Here is a 21,220-nt window from a genome sequence, read left to right as displayed (position 1 = left end):
TGCCCGGAGCGAAGCGGAGGGCGAATGGGACACAGACCTCTTTTGGGTGTGAAGGTACGCACGCTTTACCCTGGTGAGCGACCTTATCGGGGATCGGCTAGGAACAAGAAGGCAGGACCGTGCAGGACTCACGTGTGACCGATACGCCCACCGCGGCCGCGGCGGGGACCAGCGACGTTCCTGCACACCGTTACAACGCCGACCTCGCCGGGCAGGTGGAGAAGAAGTGGCAGCAGAACTGGCAGGAACGGGGAACGTTCTACGCCCCTAATCCGGTCGGCCCGCTGGCCGGTGAGAGCCCGGCCGACAAGCTGTTCATCCAGGACATGTTCCCGTACCCGTCGGGCGCGGGCCTGCACGTCGGGCATCCGCTGGGCTATATCGCCACCGACGTGTTCGCGCGGTATCACCGCATGCACGGCCGGAACGTGCTGCACGCCCTGGGTTACGACGCCTTCGGCCTGCCGGCCGAGCAGTACGCGGTGCAGACCGGCGCGCACCCGCGGGTGACCACCGAGTCGAATATCGCCACCATGCAGCGGCAGCTGGATCGCCTGGGCCTGGGCCACGATCGCCGCCGCTCCTTCGCGACCACCGATCCCGAGTACTACAAGTGGACGCAGTGGATCTTCCTGCGCATCTACAACGCCTGGTACGACGAGGCGCTGGGCAAGGCCCGCCCGATCGGCGAGCTGATCGAGGAGTTCGAGGCCGGGAAGCGCTCCGACAACGGCCGCGACTGGTCGGATATGAGCCCGGCCGAGCGCAATGCCCTGATCGACTCCCATCGCCTGGTCTACCAGACCGATTCGATGGTCAACTGGTGCCCGGGCCTGGGCACGGTGCTGTCCAATGAGGAGGTCACCGCGGACGGCCGCTCCGAGCGCGGCAACTTCCCGGTGTTCCGCAAGCGCCTGTGGCAGTGGATGATGCGCATCACCGCCTACTCCGATCGCCTGGTCGACGACCTGGACGAGCTGGACTGGCCGGAGAACGTCAAGTCCATGCAGCGCAACTGGATCGGGCGTTCGCGCGGCGCGCAGGTGAAGTTCGAGGCCGGCTCCGAGCTGATCGAGGTCTTCACCACCCGCCCCGACACCCTGTTCGGCGCGACCTATGTGGTGCTGGCCCCCGAACACGAGCTGGTGGACCGGCTGACCGAGGCCGCCTGGCCCGCGGGCACCGATGCCCGCTGGACCTTCGGCGATGCCGACACTCCGGCCGAAGCCGTTGCCGCCTACCGCAAGTCGATTGCCGCCAAGTCGGATCTGGAGCGCCAGGAGAACAAGGAGAAGACCGGCGTCTTCCTGGGCTCCTACGCCACCAACCCGGTGAACGGCGCGCGCATGCCCGTCTTCATCGCCGACTACGTGCTGAGCGGCTACGGCACCGGCGCCATCATGGCCGTCCCCGGCCACGACGCGCGCGACTGGGACTTCGCCACCGCCTTCGGCCTGCCCATCCTGGAAGTCGTTGCGGGCGGCGATGTTTCGGAGGCCGCCTACACCGGCGAGGGCCCGCTGGTGAATTCCGGCTACCTGGACGGCCTGGATATCGAGGCCGCCAAGGCCAAGGTCATCGCCGAACTGGAGGCCAGCGGCCACGGGCACGGCAAGATCCAGTACAAGCTGCGCGACTGGCTGTTCGCCCGCCAGCGCTACTGGGGTGAGCCCTTCCCCATCGTCTACGACGAGAACGGCGCACCGCACGCGCTGCCGGAATCCATGCTGCCGGTGACGCTGCCGGAGATGGAGGACTTCGCCCCGGTCACCTTCGATCCGGACGACGCGAACTCCGAGCCCTCCCCGCCGCTGGCCAAGGCCGCCGACTGGGTGAACGTGACCCTGGATCTGGGCGACGGCCCCAAGCGGTACCGCCGCGACACCAATGTCATGCCCAACTGGGCGGGCAGCTCCTGGTATCAGCTGCGCTACGCGGATCCGACCAATACCGAAGCGTTCTGCGCCAAGGAGAACGAGGAGTACTGGCTGGGCCCCAAGCCCGCCATCCACGGCCCCAAGGATCCGGGCGGCGTCGATCTGTACGTCGGCGGCGTCGAGCACGCGGTGCTGCACCTGCTGTACGCCCGCTTCTGGCAGAAGGTCCTGTTCGATCTGGGGGATGTCACCGGCTACGAGCCGTATCGCCGCCTGTTCAACCAGGGCTACATCCAGGCCTACGCCTACACCGACGAGCGCGGCGCGTACATTCCGGCCGCCGAGGTGGTGGAGCGCGACGGAAAGTTCTTCTGGACCAATGAATCCGGCGCCGAGATCGAGGTGTTCCAGGAGTACGGCAAGATCGGCAAGTCGCTGAAGAACGCCATCTCCCCCGACGAGATGTGCGATCTGTACGGCGCGGACACCTTCCGCTTCTACGAGATGTCGATGGGCCCGCTGGACACCTCCCGCCCCTGGGCCACCAAGGATGTCGTCGGCGCGCACCGCTTCCTGCAGCGCGTCTGGCGCCTGGTGGTGGACGAGGAGACCGGCGCGGTCAAGGCCACCGAGGCCGAGCCGGCCCCGGAAACCCTGCGCCTGCTGCACAAGACGATCGCCGGCGTGGACGACGATCTGGCCAACCTGCGCGACAATACCGCCGGCGCCAAGCTGATCGAGCTGACCAACCACCTGACCAAGACCTATCCGGACGGTGCGCCGCGCTCGGTGGTGGAGCCGCTGGTGCTCATGCTGGCCCCCATGTCCCCGCATATCGCGGAGGAGCTGTGGGAGCGCCTGGGCCACACCGAATCTCTGGCCCACGGCCCGTTCCCGATCGCGGATCCGGCGCTGCTGGTGGCGGATTCGGTGGAGTACCCGATCCAGGTCAACGGCAAGGTCCGCAGCCGGGTCAGCGTCCCCGCCGACGCCGATCAGGCCGCGGTGCATGCCGCCGCCCTGGCGGACGAGAAGATCGCGGAACTGCTGGGCGGCAAGGATCCCCGCAAGATCATCGTGGTGCCCGGCCGCCTGGTGAACATCGTCGCCTGACGGCGGATCCCTGACCGCCGCCATGCTTTCGGGCCGGTACGCCATGCGTACCGGCCCGAGTCGCGCAGCGGGTATCAGCCCTCGAAGGTGCCGATGACGTTGGGCTCGCCGACCGGCACGCTGGCGGCGGCGCAGACGTACTGCAGATCCACGGTCTGGCGCGGCTCGATGCGGGCGCTGACGGTGCCGAAGTTGGTGCCGAACTCGTCCTGGCAGGTCACGGTGCCACTCACCAGGTAGACGCGGTCGGTGTTATTGGTGCAGGTGATGCCCGAGCACTTCAGGCCCGGGGTCATCCCGCCACCGCCACCCAGCGGGAAAGCGCCGGCCGCGGGAGCGGTGAGCCCGACGGTTGCCGTGAGCAGTGCGGACGCCACACCGACGCCCAGTGCGAAACGATGGCCCATGAATAACTCTCCTGTTCTTGGCCCGACCCGCCCATGAGGATAGCGATGACCTTGCTCTCCGGCATAGGCGATACCTCTTATTCCGCAACGTTTTCCCGGAATTCGTCGCGAATCGGGCGGGAATCCCACTGGGCGGGACCGGGTCCGGCGCGACGGGCCTGACGTGCTACCGCGCAGTGGGCCTTGTGCGCTACCGCGCAGTGGGCCTTGTGCGCTACCGCGCAATGGGGCGCAGCACGACCTCGGTGGGATGGGCGTCGGGCGGGGTCTCGACCGCCTGGCGCACGGCCCGCGCCACGGTTTCGGCGGTGAGGAATTCCTCCGGGCGGTACTCGCGCCCTTCGTCCGCCACGATGGCGCGCTGCATATCGGTGTCGATGCGTCCGGGATGAATCGAGGTGACCCGCAGCCCGGGTTCCTCCAGCCGCAGCGCGTCGGCGAAGGCGCGCAGGCCGAACTTGCTGGCCGCGTACACACCCCAGCCCGCATTGGCGCGCAGCCCCGCACCCGAATTGATCAGCACCACATGCCCGTTCCCGGCGCGCAGCGCGGGCAGCAGCAGCCTGGTCAGCTCGGCGACGGCGATCAGGTTGGCTTCCAACGTATTCCGCCACTGTGCAACGGACGAATCGGCTATTGTTCCCAGGTCGGCGATCCCGGCATTGTGCACCAAGACCTCCAGCCGTTCGATCGGCTCCGCCGCGCGGGCAACCGCCGGATAGTCGGTCAGCTCGACCGGCCAACCGGCGGAATCGGGCAATTCACTCAGGATCGGTTTCAGCGACTCCGCCGTGCGGGCGCCCAGCAGCAGCGTGTGCGTCGGCGCGAGTTCCCGCGCGATCGCGGCGCCCAGGCCCCGGCTGGCGCCGGTGATCAGCGCGGCCGGCCGAGTGTCGCCGTTCTTTACGGAATTCGCCATGCGATCACGGTAACTGGGGGCCGGACGGTGACGATGCTCCGGGCGTGGCAGTCGCGGCGCGCCCGGATCGATGCGGCAGCGGTGCACGAGTGGAATCGAAGCAGCGGATTCACGAAAAGGCGAACAGAGTGCAATCTGGCGATCAGGCGCTGTCCCCCCGCCACCCCGCGCCGTACACCCAGCGCGCATACCTGCGAGTTCCGTCGCAGAATAGGGCGATGACACACCCGGGTTTCACCCCGACTCAGCTCGCGGCCCGCGCCGCCTATCTGCTGCGCGGCAACGACCTGGGCACCATGACCAGCGCCGCACCCAAGCTGTATCCGCACATGTGGAGCTGGGACGCCGCCTTCGTGGCGGTCGGCCTGGCCCCGCTGAGCGTGGAGCGCGCGGCCCTGGAGCTCGACACGCTGCTGTCCGCGCAATGGCGCAACGGCATGATCCCGCACATCGTGTTCGCCAATGGGGTGGACGGGTACTTCCCCGGGCCGTCCCGCTGGGAATGCCGCCGCCTGGCCGCCGACGCGCCGGACGGGCCGGACACCTCCGGCATCACCCAGCCGCCGGTGCATGCCATTGCGGTGCAACGGATTCTGGATCACTCCCGCCGGCACGGGCGCAGCACCCGGGCGGTCGCGGAGGAATTCCTGCAACGGCGCTGGCCGGATCTGATGCGCTGGCATCGCTGGCTGGCCTATGCCCGCGATCCCAAGCAGCACGGGCGCATCACGCTGTACCACGGCTGGGAATCCGGCATGGACAACTCGCCGCGCTGGGATCGCGCCTACGAGAACGTGATTCCGGGCCCGGACCTGCCGCCGTATGTGCGCGAGGACCTGCATGTGGTCGGCGATCCGACGCAGCGGCCCAGCGACCGCGAATACGACCGGTACATGTGGCTGGTCGAGCAGATGCGCCGGGCGGGGTACGACGACTATCAGCTCGCCTCGACCATGAGCTTCGCCGTCGAGGACGTCTTCGTAACGGCCATCTTCGCCCTGGCCTGCGATGTGCTGGCCAATATCGGCGAGGACTACAAGCAGCCGCGCGCCGATGTGCGCGAGCTCTACGAATGGTCGGACTACTTCCGCGCCGGCGTCATCGCTACCACCGATGCCCGCACCGGCGCGGCCCGCGATTTCGATATTCGCGCGGACCGCTGGATCGACACCGAAACCCTGGCGATCTTCGCGCCCCTGCTGTCCGGCGGCCTGTCCCGCGACGCCGAACGCCGGCTGCTGCGCCTGTTCGAGGGCCCGCGCTGGTGCGGTCATCCGGATCTGCGCTACGCCCTGCCGCCGTCGACCTCGCCGGTGTCCAAGGACTTCCGTTCCCGCGAATACTGGCGCGGACCGGTCTGGCCGGTCATGAGCTGGCTGTTCTCCTGGGTCTTCGCCCGCCGCGGCTGGGCCGAGCGGTCGTTCATGCTGCGCGCCGAGGGCCTGCGCCAGGCCAGCGACGGCAGCTTCGCCGAGTACTACGAGCCGTTCACCGGCGCACCGCTGGGCAGCATGCAGCAGTCCTGGACGGCCGCATCGGTTCTCGACTGGTTGGGCTGATGTTGGCAATGAACTAGCTAACATTCGGGCGACACGCGGCCGAGTCCGGTGGTCAAAGCAGGTAATCCCCCATACCGTGCGTCTGCATGGTCCGACGAAACCGCTTGGTTCTGCTCAGTCTCGCGGCGGCCGGCATCCTCGCGGCAATCTCCGCTGCACCCGCAACCGCCGAGAACGGCCCGGACGTCTCGTCCTGGCAGCACATCGACGGCCGCATGATCAACTGGTTCGCCGTCCGCGGGGCCGGTCACCAGTTCGCCATGGTCAAGGCCACCGAGGGCCTGAACTACGTCAACCCGTACTTCGTGCAGGACAGCCTGCTCATGCGCACGGCCGGGGTGGCCCGCGGCACCTATCACTACGCGCGGCCCGCGCTGCCGCCGGAACCGCAGGCCGCCCTCTACGCGACCATCGTGCTGGGCCAGAACGGACCCCTGGACCTGCCGCCCGTGCTCGATCTGGAGGATTCCGGCGGGCTGGCGCCCGACGCGCTGATCGACTGGACCCATCGCTATCTGAATACTGTGCAGGCCCTCACCGGCCGCGTGCCCGTCATCTACACCTATCCGAACTTCTGGAAGACGGCCATGGCCAATTCCAACCAGTTCACCCGCTACCCGCTCTGGATCGCCGACTATCGGGGGAACGAGCAACCCGAGGTCCCCGGCGGCTGGCCCACCTGGACCTTCTGGCAGTACACCGATTCCGGCGATGTCCCGGGTATCGCCGGCGGCACGGACATCAATGTCTACAGCGGCGCCCAGGGCGATTTCGCGCAATTCGCGAATATGCCGTTCTCCGGCAGCGGCACCGGCAGCGCGGGTAGCAGCTGACCCGCGCCACCGGCCGATCGCCGAGACCTGTTCGCTACTTGCGGTAGTCGTGGAACGAGGCGCGCAGGTCGTCGATGATGAGGTCGGGTTCCTCCATGGCGGCGAAGTGCCCGCCCCGCTCGAACTCGGTCCAGCGCACGATGTTGTGGTTCTGCTCAGCCACGCGGCGGATCAGGACGCCGATGTCCTCGGGCATGACCGCCACCGCGGTCGGCACGCTGGTGTCCGGTTCGGGAGCGCCCCAGGTGGCGGCGCCTTCGTAGTAATAGCGCGCCGACGAACCGGCGGTGCCATTGAGCCAATAGACCATGACATTGGTCAGCATGGCGTCCCGGTCGACGGCATCCTCGGGCGCATTCGTCGAGTCGGTCCAGTCCTTGAATCGCTCGACGATCCACGCCAATTGGCCCACCGGCGAATCGGCGAGACCGTAGGACAGCGTCTGCGGACGGCTGGCCTGCAGCATTGCGTACGCCCCGAATTCGTACTGGTAGCGCTGTGCCCGCTCGACGGCGCGCTGTTCGATCGGATCGTCCGGATCGGCGGTCTCGGCGGTGACGGTGGCCGACGCGATATCCGTCAGATGCATCGCGACCAGGTGCTCGGCATCGATGACCGCGAGCTGACGGGTGATGGCCGCCCCGGTGTCCTCACCGTGCGCGGCATACCGGTCGTAGCCGAGCCGGCGCATCAACTCCGCCCACGCCCGCGCGGCCCGCGCCGTCGACCAGCCGACGGCGGGCCCGGAGAACCCGTAGCCCGGAATGGTCGGCACCACAACGTGGAACGCGTCCTCCGCCTTGCCGCCGTGCGCCACCGGATCGGTCAGCGGTCCGATCACCTCGAGGAATTCCACGATCGATCCCGGCCAGCCGTGCGTGAGAATCAGCGGCAAGGCCTCCGGCTCCGCCGAGCGGACATGGACGAAATGCAGGTTGTGACCATCGATTTCGGTGCGGAACTGCGGAAACGAGTTGAGCCGCGCCTCCTGCGCCCGCCAATCGTAGGTATGCCGCCAGTAGTCGGCCAGTTCCCTGGTGTACCCGAGCGGAATGCCCTGCCCCCAACCCGCCCGGGGATCCTCGTCCGGCCAGCGGGTGGCATCCAGCCGCCGGTGCAAATCCTCGAGCTGCTCTTGGGGGATCTCGATGCGGAAGGGAGTGATCTCTGCGCTCATGACATCCACCGTAGAAGCCGCCTAGGACAACTTCTGCCCTAGCTTTCCAGGGGTTTACGCATCCAGATGTGCGGGATACCGGCATCGTCGTCGATATCGCCGTAGGCCGAGTAACCGAGACGTTCGTAGAAGCCTCGAGCCTGGGTCTGCGAGTGCAATTCGATTGCGGTCAAGCCGCGCTGGCGGGCGCGGTCCTCGATGGCGCGGACCAGCGCGACGCCCAGGCCGGTGCCGCGGGTTTCCTTCAGGACGGCCAAACGGCCCAGTACGCCGGTGTTTTCGCGGACGAGCAGTCGTCCGGCGCCTGCCGGTTTGCCGTCGAGGCGGGCGAGGAAGTGGTCGGCGGTGGCGTCGAGTTCGTCGAGTTCGAGGTCCTCGGGCACGCCCTGTTCGGTGACGAAGACTTCGACGCGGATGGCGTAGGCGTCGGCTAGTTCCTGTTCGGTGGAGACGGTGACGACCTCGATCATGAGGTCAGCATGCCTCACCGGGCCGGATCGGCCGTGGGCGGCTCGGCGGCGCAGGGTGGCGGGGGAATGCTGCGGGACAGCGGGCTGCCGGGTGGGTTGATATAGAGGACGGTCAGGCGCAGGGGCTTGGTGCCGGTGTTGCGGGCCAGGTGGGCGTGGCCGGGGCCGCTGGGTTCGCGGAAGATGCGCCACGGGCGCTTGGTGACCGGCACGCAGTCGGTGCCCGGGTGGTCGAGAGGGCTGCCGGTGACCAGGACCAGCAGCGTTCCGTCGTGGAAGTGCCAGCCGGTGTGCCCGCCGGGGTCGACCAGGGTCTGCCGCAGGACGAATTCGCGGCCGGCGAGGGTGAATCGGGCCAGTTCGCGGCTGGCCGTACCGCTGGCGGGGGCCGGATTGGGCCGGAAGCCGCTACGCGGATCGCGGTGGAACACGGGCATGATCCGCATCATCGCGTAGCGGCCGGGGGAGCGAGCGGTCAGTGCTCGTCGTAGTGGCCGTCGTGGGCGGCGTGGCGGTGACCGTCATGGATGTAGTCGACATGGTCGCCGTGCGGGACGGCGACGTGGCCGCAGCCCTCGCCGTGCCGATGGTCGTGACTGTCGTGGGCGACGTGACCCGAGGGCTCGCATTCGTCGTAGTGACCGTCGTGGGAGCGGTGCAGATGGCCGTCGTGGACATAGTCGACGTGGTCGCCGTGCGGGACGGCGACGTGGCCGCAACTCGCACCGTGCTCATGGGCGTGGTCGGTGTGAGCGGCATGTGCGGTAGTCATGGAACTTCCTTTCCGGGTGGTAAGGACATCTCCAGCAAACTAGTTCCGACATTAGCACTTGTGCATGAATTCACCGGTTGGGCAGGAACCGCCGCAGTGCGGCCCGCGCGCCGCGCGGCGGGCGCGGGTCGGGCAGGCCGAGATGCGCGGCGAAGGCGGCGGCATCGGCGGCGGTGGTGATCTTGGGGCGGGTGCGCGCCCAGTCGACGTAGCGGGCGGTGAAGTCCGGGCCGCAGCGGTGCGCCAGCAGCGGGAAGCGGCGGGCCACCTCCCCGGCGCGCTTGTGCAACAAGGCATGCGCGGTGGCGGCGAGATCGGCGGTATCGAAACCCGGCGGGACCTCCGCCCCGGCGACCAGCGCCCGGACCAGCGCCTCCTGCTGCTGTGCCAGTGGGCTCGCGGGGGAATCGCTCATGATGACAGCGTTCCGGCGCGGAGGGTGATCGGCGGACGATGCGAGACGTCCGCGATGGCGTTCAACTCGGCGAGCAGTTCCGCCGCGAGCGGATAGTTGCCGTCGCGCTCCAGCATGAGCGGAACCGCATGGCGCGCGGTGAATTCGCCGACCAGCGCCAGCACCTCCGGCGGCACGGGATGGACGTGCGTATCGTGATAGCGGCCGCCGGATTCCCACCCGCCCGCCACATGACAGTAGGCGATCCGCTCGGCGGGCAACCGCAGCAATTCGGTCAGCGGATCACGAGACCTGTTGCGGGCATTGGCATAAACGTTCGCGATATCGATCAGCAGATGAACGCCGGTGCGCTCCACCAGCTCCTGGAGAAACTCCGCCTCGGTGAATTCCGCATCCGGCCATTCGAACAACGCCGCGATGTTCTCCACCGCCAGCGGCACCTCCAGCGCGCGCTGTGTCCGGGAGATATTGCGCACCAGCGCATCCAGCGCCTCCCGGGTGCGCGGCACCGGCAGCAGATGCCCGGCCTCCACACCGCCCGCCCGTACGAAGGCGATGTGCTCGCTCACCAGCGGCGACCCCAGCGCCCGCGCACAATCGGCCAGATGTGCGACCCGACCGCCGTCCACTGGATCGGCACCGCCGAGGGACAGTGAAATGCCATGCGGCACAGCGGGTATTCCCTGTGCGATCAATGCCGCGAGCTCGTCGGGCATCGTGACGCCGTCAGCCGCCCCGGCCCCGATCCGCCACCGCTTGCGCTGCGGCGCGACCAGCGATTCCGCGATCACCTCGCAGAACCCGATCCCTTCGAGCGCCCCGATGATCCCGCAGATCTCCGGCCGCCACCCGATCCCCAGCGCCGTACCCGGCAACGGCCCGGTGCTGTCCACGGGCGCCGTCGGCTGCACTGCCGCCGGCCCGGCGCTGCTCGCCGGTTCCGGCCGCGCTTCGATATCCGAGCCGGCACGGCCGAGTGCCGTCGACCGCCGATCCGGCTTGGATCCGGTGTCGCCCGGCATCGGCAGCACCGCCGGCCGTAGCTCCCTGCCCGGCGCTGTCGCCCGGCTTCTCGGTTGCGCGTCGCTGCTGCCGAATCCTGGTGCCCGGCGGCCGTATTCCCTCCAGGTCATCCGCCGCAGCCTCCGCCGCATCCGCCACCGCCGCAGCTGCTGCCACCACCGTCGCCGCCGCCGGAGGAGCAGCTGCTGCCGGAGCTGCCGCCGTCGCTGCCGGCCACGGTGTTGGTGGCATCGGCGAGTTCGGGATCGACCGCCCACAGCACCTGCGCGCCGAAGAGGGCGACGGCCAGCGGCACGGTACCCGGGCCGTAGGCGCTGTACGCGGGGGAGTTGTTGGGCTGGAGGTAGCTGTAGCGCTGCTGGGCATCGTCCAGCGAGGCGCGACCGCGCGGAGTCAAGCGGGGGGCGTGCACCACCACGCGGGTGAAGATGAGCAGGGCGACCATGGCGAGAATGAGCCAGACGACGGCGCGCTCGCTCTCCAGGCCCGCGTAGACGCGCAGGCCACCGATCAGCAGTAGTGCGAAGATCGGAACGGCCGCGAGATACAAGGCTTTTCGCTCGGCACCGGTGAACAGATAGCCGCGTTCTCGCAGCGTGATGCGCAGCGCGTCCACCGGTCCCTTCACCGCGCTGGTCAGCTCGGTCACCTTCCGATCGCTCGAGGAGTACAAGCGTGCGTACAAGTCCCGTGACAGCTGGTCGAGGGTCCGCTGATCCAGGGTGCGGGGGCCGGTGGGCGCGCCGGAGGGTCCGATGAGCCGGTGTTCACGCAGCTGGGCGAGCCCGACCAGGAGCGGGCGGCGATCGTCGACCAGCATGGCCGTCTCGATCGGATACAGCGGCTGATCGGGACGATCCGGGCCGCCGCTCGCGCGAATGATCCTGGCGCGCTGGATCAATCCGTAGCTCACGGCGGCGAAGCCGGCCAGGATGTAGGCCCAGAGGAAGGCTTGCGACGGGATTCCCCAGGTATCGGCGGCAATGAATTCGGCGGCAAGGAGTTCGGCCCCGGCCGGAGTGGTCCAGGTGATCACGGCGATTCCCCCCTCGGGAGTCGTCAGGAAAGTCGATCACCATGAGTATCGCGCGTGCGAGCGGGCTGTGAACAAGCGAGTTTTCCAGGTGATTAGCCTGGGTAAGTGCGATTCCTCGGCAAGTTCTACATCGACGGGTTCATTCTGTCGATTCTCGCCACCGTGGTTGTGGCCAGCGTCTTTCCGGCGCGCGGCGACGCCGCGGCGGTGGTGGACTGGCTGACGAAGATCGCCATCGCATTGCTGTTCCTGCTGTACGGCGCGCGGCTGCATCCACGGGAGGCGCTCGCCGGTCTCAGGCATTGGCGGCTGCATCTGGTGGTGCTGGCCTGCACCTTCGTGCTCTTCCCGCTGCTCGGGCTGGCCGCGCACGTACTGGTGCCGTCGGTGCTCACCGATGATCTGTATACGGGGCTGTTGTTCCTGTGCCTGGTGCCGTCCACGGTGCAGTCGTCCATCGCGTTCACCTCCATCGCCAAGGGCAATGTGGCGGGGGCGATCGTCAGCGCCACACTGTCCAACCTGCTGGGCGTGTTCCTGACACCGGCCTTGGTGATCCTGTTGATGAACACCACCGGGCAGGCGCGGGTGGATCCGTCCGCGATCGTCGATATCGTGCTGCAGCTGCTGGTCCCGTTCTTCCTCGGCCAGCTCATCCGGCCGAAGATCGAGGGCTGGCTGGCCCGGTACGCGGAACCGACGAAGCTGGTCGATCGCGGCTCGATCCTGCTGGTCGTCTACAGCGCCTTCAGCGCGGGCATGGTCGAAGGCATCTGGCACACCTTGTCGCCATGGCGGATTCTGCTGCTGGCCGGGGTGTGCGCCGTGCTGCTGGCGCTGGTGATCACCGCGACCGTGGTCGCCGGGCGGCTGGCCGGATTCGACCGGGGCGATCGGATCGTGGTGGTGTTCTGCGGTTCCAAGAAGAGCCTGGCCACCGGACTGCCCATGGCCACCGTGCTGTTCGCGGCGTCACCGGTCGGCCTGATCGTGCTGCCGCTCATGCTCTTCCATCAAATCCAGCTGATCACCTGTGCGGCGCTCGCACAACGCTGGGCTCGGACCGCACCGTGAGCGCCGACGCGCGGCTGTCGTCGCGGCGCAGCGGATGCACATTCGGCGCCGGTCGCGCACCGAGCGCGCGCAGCACCGCGCGGCCCGCCGCCGGATCGCCGACCGCGATGCGGGCGCTGCCGTCGGGATAGCGCTTCGCGCGGATTCCGGCCCGGGCCAGGGCCGCCCCGGTATCGCGGCCCGGCAGGTACAGGAAGTTCGCGCTGCTGCGCGGCACCCGGATACCGCTGCGCCGCAATGCCGTCCGCAGCAACTCCCGCTCGGTGGTGATGCGCAGGATGCGCTCGCCCAGCTCGGCCCGCGCCGCGTAGGAGGCGGCCACCGCCGCCACGGCGCTGCCGGGCACGCCGAAGGGCAGTTGCAGCCGGTGCACCCGCGCCACGAGCTCCGGCGATCCGAAGGCGTATCCGATGCGCAGCCCGGCCAGCCCGTACGCCTTGGAGAAGGTGCGCAGCACGAGCACATTCGGATGCCTGTGCACCAACTCCACGGTGTCGAGAACCGCCGCCGCGCTGAGGAATTCGACATAGGCCTCGTCCAGGATGACCGGCACGCGCAGCGGTATCGCGCACAGGAAGGCCTTCAGCTCACTGGCCGGCACGACGGTCCCGGTCGGATTGTGCGGCCGGCACACCGCCACCAGTCCGGTGCGCTCGTCCACCGCCCGCACCATGGCCCACAGATCCTGGCGTCCGCTCGCGTCGAGGGGCACCGGCGCCGGGCGCAATCCGATCATCCCGGCCATGATCGGGTACCCGTCGAATGTCGGTGCGGCATAGACGAAAGGGGATCCGGGAGCGGGCAGCGTCTGCATGATCTGCATGGCCACGCCGGTCGCACCGGATCCGACCACCACCTGATCGGCCCGCACGCCGAGATGATCGGCGATCAGCTGCGGCAATCGCCGGGGCAGGAATTCCGGATACCGATTCGCCCGCAGCATGCAGTCCTCGAGCGCATCCCGCACCGAAGGCAGTGGCGGGAAAGGGTTCTCGCTCAAACTCAAGTCGTACGCGGCGGTGTCCAGCCACGGCGCGTTCATCGCGCCGCGCCCCAGCGCACGGCCGCGGCGCCCGCGAAATCCCCGGCGTGCGCGAAGGCCGCCAGCAGCACCACCGAGCCATTGCGCAGCCGCCCGGCCGCGTTCTCCGCGTCCAGGGTGACGGGAATGCCTGCGGCGAAAAGGTTTCCGCACCGATCGAAGGTGTCGGGATGGCGTTCGGCGGGCAGCTCCAGCGCCTCGGTCCAGTTGCGCAGGAACAGCCGATTGGGCTGATTGGTGACGAAGGTATCGATATCGCGGCCCTTCACCCCGATGCGCTCGCACACCGCCAGAGCGACTTCGGGCACCAACCGGTTACCCCGGGTGAACACCTTGGCGACCTTGGACTCGGTGAAGGTGACGCACCCTTGACCCTCGCCCGGCTCCCAGTACTTGCGCTCGGAGCCGGTGCTGAAATCCATGTCCCCGGCGAACTCCGGGTAGGTGCGGCATTCGATATCGAGGATGGGCGCACTGTTGTTCTTCACCAGCAGGCCGACCCCGCAGCCGTCACCGGGCACCGGCGCCTGCGCCAGCTTGCGGATATCGGGCTGGGTGAACACGGTGCCCGCGCAGTTCTGGGTGGCGGCGATGAGAGCCGTGCGCGCACCGGTGGTCTGCAGAATGGTGCGCGCCAGCCACATCATGTGCACGAAGGCCGCACAGCCGCCATTGTGCACATCGAATACCCAGCCCGGCCGCATGCCGAGCCGTCGCGCCACCTCCGGGCCCGGTCCCAGCGCCGGATTGTCGGGCAGCTGGGTGTGGGTCAGCAGCACGTCGATCGTCGAGATCTCCGCCGCGCCATGGCGTTCGATCAACGGCGCGACCGCGCGCTCCACCATGTCCACGGCGGTCTCGTCGCGCCGTACGTGGTGCCGCGCCTTGGGCGCGCGGAACATGACGTTCTTGGCCATTCGCTCGGAGCGGGAGAACTGCGTGAAATATTCGGTGCCGACCGGTTCTCCCGGCAGATAGCCGGCCACATCGACCAGGCTGACCGGCGGCGTCCTCAGATCGGGATCGGTGAAGTCCATGGCGCCCGGCTCATTTCATCCAGGCGGGTGTCACGGGCAGTCCGTGTGCGACCCGGTACTCGGCAATGGCCTTGAGGTTGTCCAGCTCCAGCTGATGCCCGGCGGAGAACATCTCCCAGAAGTCCCCGACCCACACCTTGCGTTTCTCGGGCGCGGTGTCGGCGTAGGGATTCCGCTCGTAGAACGGGTGGTGACAGTTCGTCCACAGCACCACCGACCCGGGCTTGTCGAACACCACCTGCGCGTCCACCACCCGCATCAGGTAAATCATCCACAGGTGCTCGCCCTGATCCCAGGCGCAGTGGTAATCCACGGTCATGGCCTGTGGATTGCTGACCGTCCGCGTGTAGATGCGGGTGTTGTCGCCCAGCCTGTCATAGGAAATCCACAGCCCTGGTTCCTCGGTTTCGGTGAACCCGCGCAGGCTGTAGGTCCACTCCTCCAGGCACCGGGTGTCGGCCAGGTAGTCGTACAGCTCGCGCGGTGGCGCGTCGATATAGCCCTGGACCGTGCAGTATTCGCCGAATATCTGCTCGTGCGGGTACACCGATCGCAGCATGTCGAGAATGATCGGAGTGGTGGCCTCGCGGTCGGAGTTCTCGATGCGCAGGACTCCGGGGATTGCCTGTTCGGGGATATCGCTGAGGGCGGGCAGAGCGCTGGTGGTCACGGTCAACTCCTCGAGGCCGCCAGAAATGGCGTGAAGGGCGGTATTTCGTCGGGATCGCAGTCCACGGCGATGAACGATGGTCCGGAGCGGCCGCAGTGCCGCAGCGCGGCGGCGAGCCCGGCCGGGGTGGTGGGTGCGTGCGTGCACAGATCCGGGAACATGGCGGCCATGCCGGCGCCCGGATACGCCGGCCGGAACCTGTTGAAGCTGTAGCGATCCCCGTAGAACAGCTGTTCGCGAGTAATGCACATGGCGTGTGCGTTGTTGTTGAGGACCACGAAGGTGATCGGCAGCCGATGCTCGACGGCGGTGTGGATTTCCATGCCGTGCATGAAGAACGCGCCGTCCCCGGCGATGACGAAGGTCCGCCGCGGCGTCCCGTCCCGGCGCTGTGCGCGCGCGAACGCCGATCCGATCCCCGCGCCGAACGCATAGCCCATTCCGCCCATGCCCAGCGCGACGGTGAACCGGCCGCCGCGCGGCAACCGCAGGTGATGCACCACCGCGGCCCCCGTGTTCCCGGCGTCCGCGAATACGTCCGCGCCGTCGGGCAGCGCCGCATTGATGGTCTCCACGACCTCCCGGTACCGCAGGCCCGGCCCATCCGAGGGCGGGACGGTGATGGCGGTGAGCGTCCGCCCGCGCCGCGAATCCGCCGCGGTCGGCGGTGGCCATGCCGATGCGCCGGAAGTGGTTGCCGGACGCGACAATTCGGCGCCCAGCTCGGCGAGGGTGATGGCCAGATCGGTGCTGCGCACATGAGCCGACGGCAGAAACGGTGCGGCGGTCCCGATGCTGGCGAGGGACACGTGCGCGAGCACCTCGTCCAGCCCGGCCCGCGCGGTAATCGGCATGCGGGTGCCGATCAGCAGGCACAGCGCCGCATTGTGCAGCGCGTCCGTCAGCTCCGGATGCCCCATACTTCCCGCGACACCGCAGAATCCGGGATCGCCGTGGTAGTACACATCCTTGGCCTCCGGAGCCACGCCCACCGCGGCATCCAGCAGCGCGGCGACCTCGGCCAGTTGCGCCCGCGCGTCATCGCGGGCCACCTGATCCCCGGCGATGATCACCACCTTCCCGGTGGACCGCGCCGCCCGCACCGCGTGCAGGACCCGCCACAACCCCTCGATATCGCGGCGGTAGCCGCGCGCCGGCGGCGTGAACGGGGGCGCGACCAGATCGGCCTGCTGAACATCCTTGGGCAGCAACAGCACCGCGGGCCCGCCCGCCCGCGCCGCGGCGACGGCCCGGGCAAGGTGAGCGGGCAGGTCGGCTGGTGCGCCGACCCGGGCGCAGTACCGCGTGATCGGCGTGAACAGCCGCACCGCGTCGAACGCGCCGGCCCGCCCGCTCGAATCCTGGAAGGCGCCCTTGCCTTCCAGGACGGTCGGCGGCTGCCCGACGAGCGCCAGCACCGGCACCCGCGAGGCGAAGGATTCGGCCAGCCCGGCCACCAGATTCACGGCGCCCCCGCCCGAGGTGGCCGCCGCCACTCCCAGCCCCGAGGTCGACCGCGCATACCCGTCGGCCATGGTCGCCGCCGAGAACTCGTGCTTGGCCACCACCGCCGTGATCAGCTCCCGATGGTCGAACGCGGCATCGTAGAGATCCTCGATATTGGCCCCGTCCACCCCGAAGACGTGTCGCACGCCAAGCCGGGAGATGGCCTTCACAAGGTGGTCCACGACCCGTGTTCCGCTGTGCATCGGCGCTCCCTTCGGTGGCTGGCACCGGATGCCCGAGTCTCATATCGGGATACGAACGCGGATAGCTGACGGTTCAATGAGTGCCGTGCCCGGCCGGGTCGCTCCGGCTCCTCCGAGCGCTCGGCCCGGGAATTTCCGAGAGCGTCGATCCAACCCATCCGGGCTCCAGGGGGAGGTCCCCGAGTCCTCAACCAGCCCTACTCCGGGGCTCGGGGGCTTGTCCCGCGCGGGTTGCCGGGCCGTCTGCAACCCTCTCCCACCTGGGGTTTCAGGGGCTTGCCCCGGAGAGTTCCCGAGAGTTGGCCCAATCCTCTTGCCATGTATGTATACGTCTACGTATAGTGGGTTCATGCCGAACAAGACGATTTACGTTTCCGATGAGGACACCAAGCTGTTCCAGCGGGCCCAAGAGCTGGTCGGCGGCAACCTTTCGGGCGCGATCGTAACGGCGCTGCGGCGTTTCATCGAGCTCGAGGAAGGCCGCCTGGAGGGTTACGACGAGGTAATCCTCAAGGTCGGCAAGGACGGAGTGCGGCAGGTCCGCTTCTCCGGCGCCTTGCTGGCCGAGTGGCACCAGGTTACCGACGCCCGCGTCGAGAACATCCGGGTGTACCGCACTCGCAAAGGCGCGTTCGCGGTGCACAGCCACTTCTCGAACTGGGACGACTTCCCGGTCGACACCGGGCTTCTCAAGGATCTCAAGAACTGGCAGAACTGGCGTCGCTTCCTGGGCATCGGCGAACAGGACTGGGGCGACTTCGACCTGGAGGTCTTCGACAAGATCGAGGACCTGAAGGGCAAGATCCCGGAAAAGCTGTACATCCGAGTGGCCGACGCCGCCGATCACAATCGCGTCGAGGATCTCGACATCTGATCCGGGTTCCCGGCATCTGATCCGAACACAGCTGTCGCACAACTGAACAGGTAAAACGCTTTGTCCGCCGCCTCGAGCGGACACGGCCCAGCTGACGCATGCATTCATGCCTACCTATTTATGAGAGGGACCCATGTTGTACAACGAGCAACCGGCGGCCATCGCGGTCTCCGGCCTGTGCAAATCCTTCGGCGAGCACATCGTGCTCGACTGCATCGACTTCAAGGTCGCCGAGGGCAGCATCTTCTCGTTGCTCGGCCCGAACGGCGCCGGCAAGACCACCACCGTGCAGATCCTGTCCACCCTGCTGCGCGCCGACGGCGGCGAAATCAATGTCGGCGGTTACGATCTCGCCACCCAGCCGGCGGGCGTCCGCTCGGCCATCGGCGTGACCGGGCAGTTCTCCGCGGTCGACGAACTGCTCACCGCCCGCGAGAACCTCATCCTCATGGGCGATCTGCACCATATGCCGCGCAGCGAGAGCGTGCGCATCGCGGACGAACTGCTGGAGCGCTTCGATCTGGCGGAGGCCGCCAACAAGATCGCGAACACCTTCTCCGGCGGCATGACCCGGCGACTCGACCTGGCCATGACCCTGGTCGGGGATCCGCGCATCATCTTCCTCGACGAGCCGACCGTGGGCCTGGACCCGCGCAGCCGCCGCGTCATGTGGGACATCATCCGCGATCTGGTCGCGGGCGGCGTCACCATCTTCCTCACCACCCAGTACCTGGAAGAGGCCGATCAGCTGGCCGACCAGATCGCCGTGCTGTACCAGGGCCGCATCGTCGCCCAGGGCACCGCCGATCAGCTCAAGCGGCTGGTCCCCGGCGGCTACATCAAGCTCGACTTCGCCGATACCGATCAACTCGCCATCGCCGCACAGGCTTTCGGCGACAGCGCGCAGATCAACGGCGACCTCACCCTGGCCATCCCCAGCGACGGCGCGGTGAAGTCCGTGCGCGCGGTGCTCGATCGCCTCGACGAGATCCGGGTCGAAGCCGAAGGCCTGTCCGTGCACACCCCCGACCTCGACGATGTCTTCCTCGCCCTCACCGGCGGCTACGCCAAGGAGAACGCGTAATGTCCACCGCACTCGCTGATTCGACCACCATGCTCCGACGGAACCTCTTGCGCGCCAAGCGGTATCCCTCCATGACCATCAGCCTGATCGTCATGCCGGTCTTCCTGCTGCTGCTGTTCAACTACATCTTCGGCGGCGCGCTCGAATCCTCCACCGGCGGTGACAAGTACATCAACTACCTCGCCCCCGGCATGATGCTCATGATTCCGGCGTATCTGGTCGCGGGCATCTCGGTCTCGGTCGCCATGGATATGACCCAGGGCCTGGTCAACCGGTTCCGCACCATGCACATCTCGCAGACCTCCATGCTGACCGGCCAGGTCGCCGGCACTTGGATCCAGGGCATGCTGGGCGTCGGCGTCATGACGCTGGTGGCCGTGCTCATCGGCTTCCGCTCGCACGACGCCAATGTGCTGGAATGGCTGGCCGCCTTCGGCCTGGTCGGCGTGACCATCTTCGCGCTCAACTGGCTGGGCGTGGCCTTCGGCCTGATCGCCCAGAACCCGGAGAGCGCCTCCAACCTGCCGATGCCGATCATCATGCTGCCCTTCCTCGGCAGCGGCCTGGTGCCCACCGACACCATGCCCACCGGCGTGAAGCAGTTCGCCGAGTACCAGCCCTTCAGCCCCATTGCCGAGACCATTCGCGGCCTGCTCATGGGCACCGAGATCGGCAAGAACGGCTGGATCGCCCTGGCCTGGATCCTGGTCATCGGGGTGGGCGGCTACCTGTGGTCCGCGTCGGCGTTCAAGCGCAAGACCGACGCCTGAGTCCAGCCGGCCCCGCAATGGCGCGGGAGCGGAGGCGGCGCACCCGATGAGGGGTGCGCCGCCTCCGTCTGTTCCGGGAAACGCTTCTACGCCAAGGACTTACAACGCCGCGGCGAGCAGCACCTTGCCGGCGGCATTGCGAATCTCCACGGTCTGCAACTGGCCGGGCTCGACCGAGGTGGTCCCGTCGGGGGTGTACACCTCGCCCGGTTTCGCCGTCCACTCCGAGAGTTTCGACTGCGTCCCGTCCTGCCGCACCACCCACAGCGACAGCTGCCAGGCGTAGATCTGATCCGACGGCGGATAGCTGCACGTCATGTCCACCCGGGTCTGCCCGTCCACCAGCAGCACTTTGAAGGTCGCGATGATCGGCGTCTCCACCTGCGGTCGCAACTCGCCCTCGGCGACCACCTGCTGCGTCGCGGGCCGGTCCCGCCCGGCGAGCTCCGCGGTCACCGGCACCGAGATGAGCACCGCCGCCGCGGCCGCCGCCACGGCCGTGCCGAGGGTGCGCCACCGTCGCAGCCTGCGCTGCCGCTCGGCCCGTGCGGACAGCCCCGGCAGCATGCGCTCCGGCGGCGGGGGTACTGAATCGGGCGGATTCTCCTGCGCTGCAATGGAAACCGCGGTCTCCTCGTCGACCAGGGCCAGCAGCCCGGGCAGTCCGGCCAGCTTCCCGACGGCAGCCCGGCAGTATTCGCAGCCGGCCAGATGATCCTCGTATTCGCGGCGCTCGTCGCGGGCCAGGGCGCCGAGCACATACGCACCGTCCCAGGTGGTGTAGCCATCGCAGAGTTCGTGGCTCTCGGTCATCTCGTCACCCCCATCTCCTGCAACACCAGGCGCAGCGCCCGCATGCCGTAGTGCATGCGGGATTTCACCGTTCCCTCCGGTATCTCCAGTTCCGCGGCGATCTGATTGGTGGACAGGCCGCGGTAGTAGGCGCGGACGATGACATCGCGGTGATCGACGGTCAGCCGTGCCAGCGCGTCGGCGACCAGCCAGCCGTCCAGGGCCCGATCCGATTGATCGGCCACCGGTTGCTCCGGCGGGTGATCGGTGCGGAACTCCCGGCGGCTGCGCGCGCTGCGATGTTCGTCCACGGCCAGGTTACGGGCCACCGTGAACAGCCACGCGCGGGCCGAGGATGTGGACTGGTCGAGCACCGCCGGTCGCTGCCAGGCGCGCAGCAGGGTCTCCTGCACAATGTCCTCGGCCCGCCCCGGATCTCCGACCAGCCCGAACGTATAGCGCCACAGCGCGGCCGCGTGCTCGTCGTAGAGCGCGCGGAGCAGCGCCGCTTGATCGTCGGGCATCGGTCACCTCCGCACCCGTCCACGACACAGCCGGTGGATTCAG

At 68.2% G+C, this 21,220-nt stretch carries 22 protein-coding genes; 7 read left to right on the top strand and 15 right to left on the bottom strand.

What is annotated here, in order from left to right:
• Positions 1-119: 119 nt before the first annotated feature.
• On the top strand, positions 120-2,990 hold the full coding sequence (gene leuS / locus ACYQ5L_RS38005; protein ID WP_459963062.1) for a leucine--tRNA ligase: 2,871 nt from the start codon (positions 120-122) through the stop codon (positions 2,988-2,990).
• 74 nt (positions 2,991-3,064) lie between these two features.
• Here the strand turns inward: leuS and ACYQ5L_RS38000 are convergent, their stop codons facing one another.
• Positions 3,065-3,397, bottom strand: coding sequence for a hypothetical protein (locus ACYQ5L_RS38000; protein ID WP_459963061.1), 333 nt, complete (start codon positions 3,395-3,397; stop codon positions 3,065-3,067).
• A 214-nt stretch (positions 3,398-3,611) separates the two neighbouring features.
• Positions 3,612-4,316: an SDR family oxidoreductase gene (locus tag ACYQ5L_RS37995; RefSeq protein WP_459963060.1), complete on the bottom strand. Its 705-nt coding sequence runs from the start codon at positions 4,314-4,316 to the stop codon at positions 3,612-3,614.
• A gap of 218 nt (positions 4,317-4,534) precedes the next feature.
• Between ACYQ5L_RS37995 and ggh the strand changes: the two genes are divergently transcribed.
• Positions 4,535-5,875: a glucosylglycerate hydrolase gene (gene ggh, locus ACYQ5L_RS37990; protein ID WP_459963059.1), complete on the top strand. Its 1,341-nt coding sequence runs from the start codon at positions 4,535-4,537 to the stop codon at positions 5,873-5,875.
• 86 nt (positions 5,876-5,961) lie between these two features.
• The gene (locus ACYQ5L_RS37985; RefSeq protein ID WP_379197356.1) at positions 5,962-6,708 is read left to right on the top strand and encodes a glycoside hydrolase family 25 protein; all 747 of its coding nucleotides are present in this window, start codon (positions 5,962-5,964) and stop codon (positions 6,706-6,708) included.
• 34 nt (positions 6,709-6,742) lie between these two features.
• Here ACYQ5L_RS37985 and ACYQ5L_RS37980 read toward each other — a convergent pair whose 3' ends face one another.
• The 7 genes from ACYQ5L_RS37980 to ACYQ5L_RS37950 form a co-directional block, all read right to left on the bottom strand.
• Positions 6,743-7,885, bottom strand: a complete 1,143-nt coding sequence (locus ACYQ5L_RS37980; protein ID WP_459963058.1) for an epoxide hydrolase family protein — start codon at positions 7,883-7,885, stop codon at positions 6,743-6,745.
• Between the two features lie 38 nt (positions 7,886-7,923).
• On the bottom strand, positions 7,924-8,355 hold the full coding sequence (locus ACYQ5L_RS37975) for a GNAT family N-acetyltransferase (RefSeq protein WP_459963057.1): 432 nt from the start codon (positions 8,353-8,355) through the stop codon (positions 7,924-7,926).
• Positions 8,356-8,369: 14 nt separating this feature from the next.
• Positions 8,370-8,792 (bottom strand): cupin domain-containing protein, encoded by a 423-nt coding sequence (locus ACYQ5L_RS37970; protein WP_459963055.1) that lies wholly within the window; start codon positions 8,790-8,792, stop codon positions 8,370-8,372.
• Between the two features lie 38 nt (positions 8,793-8,830).
• A complete protein-coding gene (locus ACYQ5L_RS37965; RefSeq protein WP_459963054.1) occupies positions 8,831-9,127 on the bottom strand; it encodes a hypothetical protein in 297 nt (98 codons plus the stop codon).
• 70 nt (positions 9,128-9,197) lie between these two features.
• A complete protein-coding gene (locus tag ACYQ5L_RS37960; protein WP_459963053.1) occupies positions 9,198-9,542 on the bottom strand; it encodes an SCO6045 C-terminal-like domain-containing protein in 345 nt (114 codons plus the stop codon).
• Entirely contained in the window at positions 9,539-10,564 is a 1,026-nt protein-coding gene (locus ACYQ5L_RS37955; RefSeq protein ID WP_459963052.1) for an MbnB/TglH/ChrH family RiPP precursor modification enzyme, read from the bottom strand. The genes ACYQ5L_RS37960 and ACYQ5L_RS37955 overlap by 4 nt, the downstream gene beginning before the upstream one ends.
• Positions 10,565-10,671: 107 nt before the next feature.
• Complete coding sequence (locus ACYQ5L_RS37950) at positions 10,672-11,601, bottom strand: TIGR04222 domain-containing membrane protein (RefSeq protein ID WP_459963051.1); 930 nt, start codon at positions 11,599-11,601, stop codon at positions 10,672-10,674.
• Between the two features lie 105 nt (positions 11,602-11,706).
• Here ACYQ5L_RS37950 and ACYQ5L_RS37945 point away from each other — a divergent pair, with 105 nt between their 5' ends.
• On the top strand, positions 11,707-12,675 hold the full coding sequence (locus tag ACYQ5L_RS37945; protein ID WP_459963050.1) for a bile acid:sodium symporter family protein: 969 nt from the start codon (positions 11,707-11,709) through the stop codon (positions 12,673-12,675).
• Here the strand turns inward: ACYQ5L_RS37945 and ACYQ5L_RS37940 are convergent.
• The 4 genes from ACYQ5L_RS37940 to ACYQ5L_RS37925 are packed head-to-tail and all read right to left on the bottom strand — an operon-like array spanning position 12,629 to position 17,133.
• On the bottom strand, positions 12,629-13,717 hold the full coding sequence (locus tag ACYQ5L_RS37940) for an aminotransferase class I/II-fold pyridoxal phosphate-dependent enzyme (protein WP_459963048.1): 1,089 nt from the start codon (positions 13,715-13,717) through the stop codon (positions 12,629-12,631). The genes ACYQ5L_RS37945 and ACYQ5L_RS37940 overlap by 47 nt on opposite strands.
• Positions 13,714-14,754, bottom strand: a complete 1,041-nt coding sequence (locus ACYQ5L_RS37935) for a 3-oxoacyl-ACP synthase III family protein (RefSeq protein WP_459963047.1) — start codon at positions 14,752-14,754, stop codon at positions 13,714-13,716. The genes ACYQ5L_RS37940 and ACYQ5L_RS37935 overlap by 4 nt, the downstream gene beginning before the upstream one ends.
• Positions 14,755-14,764: 10 nt before the next feature.
• Positions 14,765-15,424: an SRPBCC family protein gene (locus ACYQ5L_RS37930; protein WP_459963046.1), complete on the bottom strand. Its 660-nt coding sequence runs from the start codon at positions 15,422-15,424 to the stop codon at positions 14,765-14,767.
• A 2-nt stretch (positions 15,425-15,426) separates the two neighbouring features.
• Positions 15,427-17,133, bottom strand: a complete 1,707-nt coding sequence (locus ACYQ5L_RS37925; protein ID WP_459963044.1) for a thiamine pyrophosphate-binding protein — start codon at positions 17,131-17,133, stop codon at positions 15,427-15,429.
• A 349-nt stretch (positions 17,134-17,482) separates the two neighbouring features.
• Between ACYQ5L_RS37925 and ACYQ5L_RS37920 the strand changes: the two genes are divergently transcribed.
• The 3 genes from ACYQ5L_RS37920 (at position 17,483) to ACYQ5L_RS37910 (ending at position 19,861) form a co-directional block, all read left to right on the top strand.
• Positions 17,483-18,007, top strand: coding sequence for an EXLDI protein (locus tag ACYQ5L_RS37920; RefSeq protein ID WP_459963043.1), 525 nt, complete (start codon positions 17,483-17,485; stop codon positions 18,005-18,007).
• 133 nt (positions 18,008-18,140) lie between these two features.
• Positions 18,141-19,091: an ATP-binding cassette domain-containing protein gene (locus ACYQ5L_RS37915; RefSeq protein WP_459963042.1), complete on the top strand. Its 951-nt coding sequence runs from the start codon at positions 18,141-18,143 to the stop codon at positions 19,089-19,091.
• Entirely contained in the window at positions 19,091-19,861 is a 771-nt protein-coding gene (locus ACYQ5L_RS37910) for an ABC transporter permease (RefSeq protein WP_459963041.1), read from the top strand. The genes ACYQ5L_RS37915 and ACYQ5L_RS37910 overlap by 1 nt, the downstream gene beginning before the upstream one ends.
• A gap of 99 nt (positions 19,862-19,960) precedes the next feature.
• Here the strand turns inward: ACYQ5L_RS37910 and ACYQ5L_RS37905 are convergent, their stop codons facing one another.
• Both ACYQ5L_RS37905 and ACYQ5L_RS37900 read right to left on the bottom strand, forming a co-directional pair.
• Complete coding sequence (locus ACYQ5L_RS37905; RefSeq protein WP_459963040.1) at positions 19,961-20,674, bottom strand: anti-sigma factor family protein; 714 nt, start codon at positions 20,672-20,674, stop codon at positions 19,961-19,963.
• Positions 20,671-21,177: a sigma-70 family RNA polymerase sigma factor gene (locus ACYQ5L_RS37900; protein ID WP_379197323.1), complete on the bottom strand. Its 507-nt coding sequence runs from the start codon at positions 21,175-21,177 to the stop codon at positions 20,671-20,673. The genes ACYQ5L_RS37905 and ACYQ5L_RS37900 overlap by 4 nt, the downstream gene beginning before the upstream one ends.
• Positions 21,178-21,220: the final 43 nt, after the last annotated feature.

Source organism: Nocardia sp. IFM 10818, from assembly GCF_054655275.1.
Note: the sequence above shows the minus strand (reverse complement) of the source record. Positions and strands in the feature narration are given on the sequence as shown.

Bases quoted from the DNA above. Each gene is read 5' to 3' on its own strand.
- ACYQ5L_RS38000 (WP_459963061.1), bottom strand. From the start codon at position 3,397: ATGGGCCATCGTTTCGCACTGGGCGTCGGTGTGGCGTCCGCACTGCTC.
- ACYQ5L_RS37995 (WP_459963060.1), bottom strand. From the start codon at position 4,316: ATGGCGAATTCCGTAAAGAACGGCGACACTCGGCCGGCCGCGCTGATC.
- ggh (WP_459963059.1), top strand. From the start codon at position 4,535: ATGACACACCCGGGTTTCACCCCGACTCAGCTCGCGGCCCGCGCCGCC.
- ACYQ5L_RS37985 (WP_379197356.1), top strand. From the start codon at position 5,962: ATGGTCCGACGAAACCGCTTGGTTCTGCTCAGTCTCGCGGCGGCCGGC.
- ACYQ5L_RS37980 (WP_459963058.1), bottom strand. From the start codon at position 7,885: ATGAGCGCAGAGATCACTCCCTTCCGCATCGAGATCCCCCAAGAGCAG.
- ACYQ5L_RS37975 (WP_459963057.1), bottom strand. From the start codon at position 8,355: ATGATCGAGGTCGTCACCGTCTCCACCGAACAGGAACTAGCCGACGCC.
- ACYQ5L_RS37970 (WP_459963055.1), bottom strand. From the start codon at position 8,792: ATGCCCGTGTTCCACCGCGATCCGCGTAGCGGCTTCCGGCCCAATCCG.
- ACYQ5L_RS37965 (WP_459963054.1), bottom strand. From the start codon at position 9,127: ATGACTACCGCACATGCCGCTCACACCGACCACGCCCATGAGCACGGT.
- ACYQ5L_RS37960 (WP_459963053.1), bottom strand. From the start codon at position 9,542: ATGAGCGATTCCCCCGCGAGCCCACTGGCACAGCAGCAGGAGGCGCTG.
- ACYQ5L_RS37955 (WP_459963052.1), bottom strand. From the start codon at position 10,564: ATGCCGGGCGACACCGGATCCAAGCCGGATCGGCGGTCGACGGCACTC.
- ACYQ5L_RS37940 (WP_459963048.1), bottom strand. From the start codon at position 13,717: ATGAACGCGCCGTGGCTGGACACCGCCGCGTACGACTTGAGTTTGAGC.
- ACYQ5L_RS37935 (WP_459963047.1), bottom strand. From the start codon at position 14,754: ATGGACTTCACCGATCCCGATCTGAGGACGCCGCCGGTCAGCCTGGTC.
- ACYQ5L_RS37925 (WP_459963044.1), bottom strand. From the start codon at position 17,133: ATGCACAGCGGAACACGGGTCGTGGACCACCTTGTGAAGGCCATCTCC.
- ACYQ5L_RS37920 (WP_459963043.1), top strand. From the start codon at position 17,483: ATGCCGAACAAGACGATTTACGTTTCCGATGAGGACACCAAGCTGTTC.
- ACYQ5L_RS37915 (WP_459963042.1), top strand. From the start codon at position 18,141: ATGTTGTACAACGAGCAACCGGCGGCCATCGCGGTCTCCGGCCTGTGC.
- ACYQ5L_RS37910 (WP_459963041.1), top strand. From the start codon at position 19,091: ATGTCCACCGCACTCGCTGATTCGACCACCATGCTCCGACGGAACCTC.
- ACYQ5L_RS37905 (WP_459963040.1), bottom strand. From the start codon at position 20,674: ATGACCGAGAGCCACGAACTCTGCGATGGCTACACCACCTGGGACGGT.
- ACYQ5L_RS37900 (WP_379197323.1), bottom strand. From the start codon at position 21,177: ATGCCCGACGATCAAGCGGCGCTGCTCCGCGCGCTCTACGACGAGCAC.